This window comes from Salinispora oceanensis (assembly GCF_000383575.1).
GTDB lineage: Bacteria > Actinomycetota > Actinomycetes > Mycobacteriales > Micromonosporaceae > Micromonospora > Micromonospora oceanensis.
This window is the reverse complement of sequence record NZ_KB911579.1, coordinates 4,914,543-4,924,892: the sequence shown is the minus strand read 5'-3', so window position 1 is coordinate 4,924,892 and position 10,350 is coordinate 4,914,543. Positions and strand designations below refer to the sequence as shown.

Here is a 10,350-nt window from a genome sequence, read left to right as displayed (position 1 = left end):
GGTGCCGCCATGACGTCCGAGAACCCCGGCCTCGCCCACGCGTACGCGACCGCGATCCTGCATCGCAGCCGTGAACCGATGCCGCCGGCCGACTTCGCCCCGAACTGGGCCGACGCACCCCGCCGCGGCAAGTACTACCCGCAGGCGACCGCCTTCGGGCTGCCCGCCCCGGCGAGCGCCGACGCCGACCTGGACACCGCGCTGCGGGGCCCCGGCGACGCCGACGAGCCGTTCACGCTGCCGCTGCTGGCCGGTCTGCTGCACCACTCGTACGGGCTGCTCGGACGGCGGCTCGGCATCCAGGCCAACTCCGACCTGGGAGTGCTGCCGTCGTACGCGTACGCGAACTGGCACCGCGGCGCCGCCTCTGGTGGAGGTCTCTACCCGTGCAGCGTCTACTGGGTCGCCGGGCCCGGAGCCGGAGTCACCCCGGGTGTCTACTACTACGCGCACACCCGGCACGCGATGCAGCGGCTGCTCGGTGGTGATGTCAGCGCCCGGGTGAACGCGGCGGTCGCCCCACCCCGCCCCGCCAGCCAGTTTCTGATCATCGGGGTGAAGTACTGGCAGAACGCCTTCAAGTACAACAACTTTTCGTACCACGTGGTATCGATGGACCTGGGTGCTCTGCTGCAGTCGTGGCGGCTCTGGGCCGGCGCTCACGGCCGGCAGATCCGACCCGTGCTCTGGTTCGACCAGGCGGCCGTCGCCGACCTGCTCGGGCTCACCCCCGAGGATGAGGCGCTCTTCGCCGCCGTACCCCTGACCTGGGCCGCGCCCACGCCCGCCGCGCCCTCGCCCCCCGCATCCACGCCCCTCGCCACCACCGGTCGCGGGGAGTCACCGACGGTCCGGGTACGGCACCACGACCGGGAGCGGTCGCGGACGCTACTCCACTTCGACACCCTACGGCGGGTCAGCCGCAGCACCGCCGCGGCGGTCGACCGGCCCGCCACCGGGGCGTTGGCGTCCGCCGCCGCCCACCCGGTACCGCCGGGCGGAACCCGCCGGCCACTCCCCGCTGCCGCGCCGCTGACGCTGCCCGTGGCGGCCGCCCTCACCGCCCGCCGCAGTAGCTTCGGCCGGTTTCTACGGAGCCGCCCCATGGCGGCGGAGCACCTCGCCGCGCTGCTGAAGGCCACCGCCGCCAGTACCGTGCCAGCCGAGATCGACGGTCCCGCCGACCCTCCGCTGGCGCGGATCTACGCCTTCGTCAACGCCGTGGCCGCCGTGCCCGCCGGAGGGTACGCGTACGACCCGCAGGAGCACAGCCTCGTCGCCATCACCAGTGGCCCACCCGGGGCGTTCCTGCAACGCAACTACACCCTGGCCAACTACAACCTGGAGCAGGCAGCGGTCGTCCTCGTCGCGACGGTCCGCACGCACGCGGTGCTCGACGCCACCGGCGACCGCGGCTACAACCTCGCCAACGCCACCGTCGGCGCGATGGCCCAGACCTTCTACACCGTCGCCGCCGCGCTGGGTCTGGGCGCGGGAGTTGCGCTGGGCTTCGACGGCGTCTCCTACGTCAAGGAGCTGGGACTCACCGGCAGTGACGAGTTCCCGCTGCTCATCATGCTCGCCGGCGAGGAGCGCGGGCAGCTCGGCAACTACCGATACGAGCTGCGATGAGGCAGGCCGTGCCAGCGCCGGGCCCGCTACCGGCCGTGGCCGCCCCCGCCGGCTGGCGTACCGGTGCGTACTTCACCGCCCGGATCGCCGGTCTTCCCCTCTCGACGGTCGACCTGCTCCGCTCCCCGGCAGCCCGCACCTGGGCCGACGAGGCACTGGCCCTGGAGCGTCAGCTGCGCACCGACGGGGAGCAGCTCAGCCAACTCCTGTACGAGCTGGTCAACGACAATGAGGACGAGTCGGTCCGCCGACGGCTGCTGACGCTGCGCCGGCAGGTCTTCAACAACGCCCTGCCAGCCGCGCCCGGGTCGGCCCTCGCCGCGGTCGAGCAGACCCGACCGGCGGCCCTGCCGGTCGTCCAGCGCTGGCTCCGGCGACGCACGCAGCTCGCCCGACACCAGGACGAGGGCAGCGCGATCCTCGCCGCCGACCTCGCCCAGGCCCGTGCGGAGCTGTGGCGGCTGGCCGACGAGCCACGCCTGCGCGGTGGGCTCCAACTCGCCTCACCGACCCTCGACGAACAGCTGGCCGCCGGGAGCACACCGGAGCTGACCCGACCGGCGAACAAGCGGACCCGCCGCGTCGAGCGCTCGCTGCTGTCCTACCTGTACCGCACTGCCGGCAAGACCAGCCCGTTCAGCACCTTCACCGCGGTCGCCCTCGGCCGCTTCACCGACACCGGATCCCAGCTCGACTTCCCCGTCAATGAGCAGTGGCATCAGCACGTACGCCTCAACGTCGTCCTGGTCGCCCGGCTCGCCGAGCTGGTCACCGCCGACCCGCGGCGGCGTGGCGACCTGATGGTGGAGCTGAGCCCAGGGTGGCGCCGCGACGCGGACCGGATCCGCTACGTGCGGCACTGGGTCACCGCCGGCGACGACAGCGCCACGGTCAGCTTCGACTCGGTCCGCGACGGTCTCTTCTTCCTTCGCCGCAGCGGCGTCCTGGACGGGCTCACCGCCCTGTTGCAGCAGCGCGGCACGATGCGCTGTGCCGAGCTGGTGGACCGGCTCTGCCGGGACACCGGGGCCGACCGGCCGGATGGCGAGACCTATCTGTCGACGCTGCTGGAGTTGGGAATGCTGCGGCTGGTCGGTCTCGACACTGACGTGCACGCCACCGACCCGATCCGCGCCCTCGCCGACACCCTGGGACACCTGGACCGGCCGTGGGCCGGACAGCTCGTCAGCCAACTCCACGAGATCATGCGGCTGGTGGACGCCTACCGGCAGGGCGACCTCGGCCGGCGTCGCGACCTGCGGCACCGACTGCGGGACGCGGTACGCGCGGTGATGCGCTCCCTCGGCGAGGAGAACCCGACCCTGCCGCAGACGCTGCTATACGAGGACAGCCGGGTGGCCGGGGAACCGGTCGCCATCGCGGCCCCACCCTGGCAGCGGTTGGTTGGCGCGGACCTCGCCGCCGTGGAACGGATCCTGCCCGCCTTCGACCAGAACCTGTCGCACCGGATTATGTTCCACGGCTTCTTCCTGGCCCGGTTCGGCGTCGGCGGCCGCTGCGACGACCTGCTGCGGCTGGTCGAGGACTTCCACGACGACCTCTACGACCAGTACTCCTCGTACACGGCGGGGCGCCGCCCGTTTGCCGCGGACGGTAGCTACACGCCGGAGGAGAACTGGCTGGGCCGGCCCGAGATGACCGCGCTCGACCAAGCCCGACAGCTCTTCGCCAAGCGGGTGACGGCGCTCGCCGACGCCGACCCCCGGTGCCCCGAGCTGTCCCTGCCCGTCGAGCTGTTCGACGAGGTGGGCGCGCTGCTCGGCGCCACCGCCCACCAGGTCCACCCGATGGGCCACTTCGTGCAACTGGCCCTCCGCGAGCCCGACCCGCTGCTGGTGCTCAACCAGTCCTTCGGTGGACTCTCCTTCCCGTTCAGCCGGTTCACCCACTGCTTCGACGCCGACACCCCGACCCTCGCCGAGCGGTTACGGGCCCAGACGGCGGAGCTCACCCCGCCGGGCGTGGTCTTCGCCGAGCTGACCGGGGGAGCGGCCACCACCAACCTGAACCTGCACGCCCGGCTCACCGACCACGTGATCGTGTGTCCCGGCGAAACCAGCAGCGTCCCGGCCGACCGGCAGCTCACCCTTGACGACCTCTACCTGGCCCACGATCCGGAGACCGATCGGGTGGTCCTGCGCTCGACCCGCCTCGACAAGGAGGTCGTCGCCGTGTACCTGGGCTACCTGGTGCCGATGGCGCTGCCGCAGATCCCGCGTACCCTGCTGCTGCTCTCGCCGGCGTCGCTGGTGCGGCTCGACGTGTGGCGTGGGGTGCCGGCGGCCACCAGCGACGGTGTTACTGTCCGGCCCCGGCTGCGCCTCGGCAACGTCGTGCTCAGCCGCCGAAGCTGGTCGGCGCCGGTCCGTGGGCTTCCCGACGCGGGTGACCCCGGCACCGACCCGGCGGCGTTCCTGGCCTGGCGTCGGTGGCGGGCCCGGCACGGCCTGCCCGAGCAGGTGTTCGCCACCGTCTACCCGGCCCGGTCCGGTCCGCGCACGGCCAACCCGAAGCCGCAGTACGTCGACTTCGGTAGCGCGCTCTCGCTGCAGGCCCTGCGCGCCGCGTTGACTGATCCGGACGACCAGGTCGTCCTGCGCGAGTTGCTGCCCGCCGCGAGTGAACTGGCTGCCCACAGCGCGCTCGGTGGACACGTCAGCGAGCTGGCCGTGGAGACCTTCCGGGTCAACGCGGAGACCTCTCGGGTCAACGCGGAGACCTTCCGCGTTCCCGCGCGGCGAACCGTCGCCGCACCACGATCCGGAGGTAGCAGCCGATGACCGCGTCCGCCGCCGCGCCCACCAACGCCGAGGAGACCGCCGGCCGGCGGGGAGAGTGGATCTCGCTGCACATCTTCTACGCGGCCAACCCACAACCGTTGCTGGTGGACTGCGTGGCCCCGCTCATCCGGGAACTCACCGAAGCGGAGCTGCTCGCCGGCCACTTCTTCATCAACTACTGGCTGGAGGGGCCACACGTGCGGCTGCGGCTGCGGCCGCGTACCCCGGCGGACGCGCCGGCGGTGCGTGCGCGCGCCGAGGCGGCGGTCAGCCGGTTCCTCACCACCCGCCCCGCGCTGTACGCGATGGGCACCGGCTACCTGCGGGAGCTCTACGACATCCTCTTCGCGCTGGAGTTCCCCGACGGGCGGCCGGCGGACCTGGTCGACGCCGCCGGACAGATGCTGCTCAGCCCCAACAACTCATACAGCTACCGGCCGTACGCACCGGAGTACGGCAAGTACGGCGGGCCGGCGGGCATCGAGGTCGCCGAGTGGCACTTCCAGCACTCCAGCGACACCGTGCTGCACGCCATCTCGTCAATGAACCTGCACCTGCGCCCGGTGCTGCTGGGTACCGCCGCGCAGCTGATGACGGTGCACGCCGGCACCTTCCTGCCCGATCGGGAACAGCTGGTGGACTTCCTCGACCGGTACCACCACTACTGGCACCAGGCCTTCGCCGGCACCAACCTCATCGGCATCGACGAGTACACGCGAATGTATGACAGCGTCGCCGGTGAGCTCGGCCGTCGCGTACGACAGATTCTCGCCCTCGTCGGGCAGGGCGAGACACAGCGACTCCCCGGTTTCCTACGCGGGTGGGCCGAGCACACGGCCCAGCTCCGCGAGAAGGTGCTCGCCCTGGCCACCTCCGGCGAGCTGACGGTCAGCGGGTGGAGCGGCGACGACCGGGTCATCACCGACCCGGGGGAGGCCCTCCCATTCCTGCTCTCGCCGTACCTCCACATGACCAACAATCGGCTGCACGCCACCATCCGCGACGAGGCGTACCTCTCCTATCTGCTCGCCCGGGTGCTGCGGGAGTCGGCGGTGTCGTCGTGACGCCTCCGGGCCTGCTGGCCAAACGCCCTCGGCTGCGCGAAGACCTGATCTTTTCGCGGCCCTTGCGGCGTGGCCCCGACACGGTCTATCTGCTCAAGGACCGGCGCACCGGCCGGGCGTTCGAGATCCCGCCGAAGGAGCAGTTCCTGCTCCGTCGCCTCGACGGCGTCCGATCCCTCGGCGAGGTCGGCGCCGAGTACGCCGACGAGTACGGTCGCCGCCTCGGTGCCGCGCACTGGACCCGGCTGCTGTGGCTCCTCCACGAGCGGGACCTGCTGGCCGTTCACCCCGTCGAGCCCGCCACCACGTCGGGCGACGGCGAGCGGGCGACGGCCGATCCGGGACGCTCCGGCGCGCTGGGATGGTGGGCGCACCGGCTGCGGTTCCTGCTGCGCCCGGCGGTCTTCGCGCTGGTCGCCGTCCTCGTCGTCGCGCTGCTCGTGCTGGTCGGGCTGCGGCTCGGCCCGCTCTGGCAGACCGCCCGCCCGGCCTTCACCGACCCGGTCAGCCTGGTGGCGCTGGCGTTGCTCGCCTGGTCGAGCGCGGCCCTGCACGAGTTCGCGCACGGGGTGGTGGCCGTCCACTTCGGTGCCACCGTCAACCGGATCAACCTGGTTACCCTCACCTGCAAGGTCGAGGACTACCTCTACCTACCGCGTCGGTCCCAGCAGGTGCTGATCGCGTCGGCCGGTGCGGTAGCCAACGGGCTGGTCCTGCTGCTCGCCGGCGCCGCCCTCATCCTGCTGCCCGGCGCCTTCGCCGACCGGATACTCAGCGCGTTCATGCTGGTCGGCGCGGCCCAGACGCTGGTCAACGTCATCGCGCTGCCGCCACTGGACGGCTACAAGGTCCTCAGTCACCTGCTGGACCAGCTGGACCTGGCCCCGGAGAGCCGCCGCTACCTGGCGACCCTTTCCCGGCGCCTGCTGCGCCGGCCCGGCCGCCGCTACCCACGACGGGCCGCGGTCTGCCTCGGGCTCTTCGGCGCCGGGTGGCTGCTGGCGAGCACCGCCGCCGCCAGTCTCGTGATCGTCTATCTGGGCGCCCTGCTTCGGCCTTCCCTCGGCGCGCTCGCCTACGTCCTGCCGGCCGCCATCGTCGGTCTGACCGTCGCCGGCTGGCTGGCCCGACCCGGTCGACCCCGCCCGGCGGACCGGATTCCCGCACCACCAACCAGTGAGAACAACCAGTGAAAGGCGAGCCGATGTCATCCATCGACAGTCCGGCGATCGTGCTGGACGCCGTGAGTAAATCGTATGGCGAGGTGCGGGCGGCCGATGAGGTCTCCATCTCGATCGGCCGCGGCGAGTTCTTCGGCCTCCTCGGCCCCAACGGCGCCGGCAAGACCACCCTCATCGAGATGATTGAGGGGCTGCGCCTCCCCGACACCGGCACCATCCACGTGCTGGGCATGGCACCAGCGCCGCGGAACCTCGACCTGCTGCCCCGGATCGGCGTGCAGACCCAGCGTTCGGCCTTCTTCACCCGGCTGACCGCCCGCGAGCACCTGGTGACCGTCGCCGCCCTCTACGGCCTCCCGCCAGCCACCGCCGAGAAGGCGCTGGACCTGGTCGGGCTGACCGATTCCGGGAACGTCCGGGTCACCAAGATCTCCGGCGGTCAGCGCCAGCGCCTCGCCATCGCCTCCACCCTCGTCCACGACCCGGAGGTGGTCTTCCTGGACGAACCCACCGCCGCGCTGGACCCGGAGGCCCGCCGCGACCTCGGCCAGATGCTGCGCAACCTGAAGGCGATCGGCAAGACCATCGTCTACACCACCCACCACCTGGACGAGGCGCAGACCCTCTGCGACCGGGTCGCGATCCTCTCCGCCGGGCGCGTCCTCGCGCTCGACAGCCCCCGCGAGCTGATCGCCCGCTCCGGCATCGGTACCCGACTGGTCATCCCCGCCGGCCGGCTCAGCCCGGAACAGGCCGGCACCCTCGACGGCGTCAACGGGGTCGCCGTTGAGGACGGCATGCTCGTGCTGCAGACCGCGCACACGGCCCGGGTGCTCGCTGCCCTCGACGGTGAAGCCGACCTGGACGACGTGGAGACCCGGCCGGCCACCCTGGAAGACGTCTACCTCGAGCTGATCGGAGCGCCGCAGGCATGAGCGCATACGCCGCACTCTCCCGAGCCGTCTACAAGGCGGCCGTCCGCGACGCCACGACGGTCTTCTTCACCTTCGCCTTTCCCCTGATCTTCCTGGTCATCTTCGCGCTGATCTTCCGCAACCAGGAGGTCGCCGACACCGGCCGCGGATACGTCGACTACATCGCCCCGGGCGTGCTCTCCTGGGGCCTGGCCAACGCCGCCCTCTTCGGCGTGGCCTTCACCCTGATGCAGTGGCGCAACGACGACCTGCTGCGGATCATCCGACTCTCCCCAACCAGTATCTGGTCGGTGATCGGTTCCCGCTACGTGGTCGCGCTGGGCATCGGGGCGGCGCAGTGCGTGCTCTTCGTCGGCGTCGCCATGCTGCCGGTCTTCGGCATGCGCCCGGACCAGACCTGGCCGCTCGCCATCCCGATCATGCTGCTCGCGGTGACCGCCTTCCTCGCCCTCGGCCTGATCGTCGGATCTGCGGCCAACACCCCGGAGGCCGTCGCCGCAATCGCCAACTGCGTCGTGGTGCCGATGGCCTTCCTCTCCGGCTCGTTCTACCCCCTCGAGCTGATGCCGACCTGGCTACAGGAGGTCTCCCGGGTGCTGCCGATGCGCTACGTCAACGACGGCATCACGTACGCCTTTACCGGCTTTGGCACCATGACCGACTACCTGATCTCGTGCGCCGCACTGGTCGTCTTCACCGCCGTGTTCGCGGTCGTCGGAGTCCGGACCTTCCGCTGGAGCAACGACTCATGACCGGCACCGCGGCGGCAGCGCACCCCACTCCTCTCGCCGCCGCCGCGGCCCAACTCCGACAGCACCTGCGCCGCCGTTGGCTGGCCCAGCCGACGGGTGCCGCCGAAGACCGGCGGGCCCGGCGATCCACGGCTGCGCCGCGGGTGGTGACGCTGGGCGACGCCCCCGCGCCCGCCGTGGCCGACCCGGACCGGTGCGCCGCCACCGTGCACCTCACCGCCGCCACCGTGCTGATCGGACCCTTCGGTGGCACGGCCGGCCGGGCCTGCGGGCACTGCCTGGCCATCCGGTGGCAGCGGCTGCGCAGCCGCAGCCAACGCGACGCCCTGGAGGTCGGCAATCGGACAACCGCGGTCGGCCCGTGGCCACAGCTGACCGCCTACCAGCTCGACGCCGCCTGGGAGCTCTACCGCGCCAGTCACACCGGCCCACCACTTCCGTCGCCACCAAGCTGGGACCGGCACAGCACCCCGCTGCCCCGGGTCAGCCAGCTCGACCTGGCCAGCCTGCGGGTCCGCACCTACCCGCTGCTGGCCGAGCCGTGCTGCCCCAGCTGCACCCGGCAACGACCGGACAGCCCTGAGCGCCCCGACCCGCTGGTGCTCGCGCACCAACCCCGACCCAAGCCGTGCCCCGACACGTACCGGCTGCGTACCCCCGACGACTATCCGTTGCCAGCGGCTGCGCTGGTCAACCCGGTCTGCGGCGTACTCGGTGCGGGTACCGCGCTCACCATCACGTCACCGACCACCGCCCCGGTGACCGGCAGCGTCTTCATCCGCGGCTACGGGGGGCTGCTCGACGTCTCCTGGAGCGGCCAGTCCAGCGGCTACGACGCGAGCCGCGCGCTCGCCCACCTCGAAGGGCTGGAGCGCTACGCCGGGACCCACCGACGGCGCAACGTCCCCCCGGTCCTCGCCGCCTACGCCGACCTCGGCCCGGAGGCGCTACACCCGGACCGCTGCGGCCGGCACCCCGACGAGGTGTACGACACCGACCCGATCCTGCGCCGGTTCGACCCAGAACAACCGATCCCCTGGGTGTGGGGCCAGAACCTGCACACCGGCAGGCCCGTACTGGTGCCGCGCCGGCTGTGCTTCTACAGCTCGCCCGCCGCCGGCGACACCTTCGTCCTCTCCTCCTCCAGTGGCTGCGCCACCGGCAGCTGCCTAGCGGAGGCCGTCCTGTTCGGACTACTGGAGCTGATCGAGCGGGACGCGTTCCTGCTCGCCTGGTACGGCAACCTGACCCTGCCCCGGATCGACCTCGACACCTGCCCGCCGGTCGTGCGTGCGATGGTCGACCGGGCCGAGCTGCAGGGCTACCGGCTCTACGCCTTCGACAACCGGATCGACCTCGACGTACCCGTGGTCACCAGCCTCGCCGTCCGCCACGACGGCGGCCCCGGCCTGCTCTCCTTCGCCGCCGCCGCCCACCTCGACCCGCGGCAGGCGGTCACCGGCGCGCTCGCCGAGGCGCTCACTTACATCCCGCACCAGCCCACCACGGTGCGTCGGCGCCGGGCCGAGCTGGAACGGATGGCTGACGACTACACCCTCGTCCGCCGGCTGCCGGACCACGCGGCACTCTTCGGCCTACCCCGGATGGCGGGGCACGCCGTGAGCTACCTCGACGACCGTGGCACGCTCCCCATCGAGCACCTCTTCGCCGGCTACCGGCCCCCCGGCACGCCGGATCTCCGCGACGACCTGCGCCGGGTGCTCGACCTGCTGGCTGCGCGGGGGCTTGAGGCGATCACGGTGGACCAGACCACACCAGAACAGGAGGCGGTCGGACTCCGCTCGGTCTGCACGATCGTGCCCGGCCTGCTTCCGATCGACTTCGGCTGGCTTCGGCAGCGGGCTCCGCACCTGCCGCGGCTACGGACCGCACCCGCGGTGGCGGGCCTCACCCCCGCCGAACTGACCGACGCCGACCTCCGCCTCGTGCCGCACCCCTTCCCGTAAATGCCACCGCGCACCCGT

7 protein-coding genes are annotated in these 10,350 nt (G+C 71.9%); all 7 read left to right on the top strand.

Features of this window, described 5'->3' with window-relative positions; genetic code table 11:
• Nucleotides 1–9 precede the first annotated feature (9 nt).
• Genes SALPAC4_RS0122625 through SALPAC4_RS0122595 form a run of 7 tightly spaced genes read left to right on the top strand, consistent with a single transcriptional unit; the run spans nt 10 to nt 10,332 of the window.
• Nucleotides 10–1,632 (top strand): nitroreductase family protein, encoded by a 1,623-nt coding sequence (locus tag SALPAC4_RS0122625; RefSeq protein WP_019872301.1) that lies wholly within the window; start codon nt 10–12, stop codon nt 1,630–1,632.
• Nucleotides 1,629–4,433, top strand: a complete 2,805-nt coding sequence (locus SALPAC4_RS0122620) for a lantibiotic dehydratase (RefSeq protein WP_050565003.1) — start codon at nt 1,629–1,631, stop codon at nt 4,431–4,433. The genes SALPAC4_RS0122625 and SALPAC4_RS0122620 overlap by 4 nt, the downstream gene beginning before the upstream one ends.
• Nucleotides 4,430–5,497 (top strand): lantibiotic dehydratase C-terminal domain-containing protein, encoded by a 1,068-nt coding sequence (locus SALPAC4_RS0122615; protein ID WP_019872299.1) that lies wholly within the window; start codon nt 4,430–4,432, stop codon nt 5,495–5,497. The genes SALPAC4_RS0122620 and SALPAC4_RS0122615 overlap by 4 nt, the downstream gene beginning before the upstream one ends.
• Complete coding sequence (locus SALPAC4_RS0122610) at nt 5,494–6,690, top strand: zinc metalloprotease (RefSeq protein WP_019872298.1); 1,197 nt, start codon at nt 5,494–5,496, stop codon at nt 6,688–6,690. Before SALPAC4_RS0122615 ends, SALPAC4_RS0122610 begins: the two co-directional genes overlap by 4 nt.
• Entirely contained in the window at nt 6,687–7,613 is a 927-nt protein-coding gene (locus tag SALPAC4_RS0122605) for an ABC transporter ATP-binding protein (protein ID WP_019872297.1), read from the top strand. The genes SALPAC4_RS0122610 and SALPAC4_RS0122605 overlap by 4 nt, the downstream gene beginning before the upstream one ends.
• Nucleotides 7,610–8,365: an ABC transporter permease gene (locus tag SALPAC4_RS0122600; RefSeq protein ID WP_018730403.1), complete on the top strand. Its 756-nt coding sequence runs from the start codon at nt 7,610–7,612 to the stop codon at nt 8,363–8,365. Before SALPAC4_RS0122605 ends, SALPAC4_RS0122600 begins: the two co-directional genes overlap by 4 nt.
• Nucleotides 8,362–10,332 carry a TOMM precursor leader peptide-binding protein gene (locus tag SALPAC4_RS0122595; RefSeq protein WP_019872296.1) on the top strand — a complete coding sequence of 657 codons (1,971 nt, stop codon included), beginning with the start codon at nt 8,362–8,364 and terminating at the stop codon, nt 10,330–10,332. The genes SALPAC4_RS0122600 and SALPAC4_RS0122595 overlap by 4 nt, the downstream gene beginning before the upstream one ends.
• The last annotated feature ends 18 nt before the right edge of the window (nt 10,333–10,350 follow it).

Excerpts from the sequence above, each read along its gene's own strand:
- SALPAC4_RS0122600 (WP_018730403.1), top strand. The coding sequence starts at position 7,610 with ATGAGCGCATACGCCGCACTCTCCCGAGCCGTCTACAAGGCGGCCGTC.
- SALPAC4_RS0122595 (WP_019872296.1), top strand. The coding sequence starts at position 8,362 with ATGACCGGCACCGCGGCGGCAGCGCACCCCACTCCTCTCGCCGCCGCC.
- SALPAC4_RS0122625 (WP_019872301.1), top strand. The coding sequence starts at position 10 with ATGACGTCCGAGAACCCCGGCCTCGCCCACGCGTACGCGACCGCGATC.
- SALPAC4_RS0122615 (WP_019872299.1), top strand. The coding sequence starts at position 4,430 with ATGACCGCGTCCGCCGCCGCGCCCACCAACGCCGAGGAGACCGCCGGC.
- SALPAC4_RS0122620 (WP_050565003.1), top strand. The coding sequence starts at position 1,629 with ATGAGGCAGGCCGTGCCAGCGCCGGGCCCGCTACCGGCCGTGGCCGCC.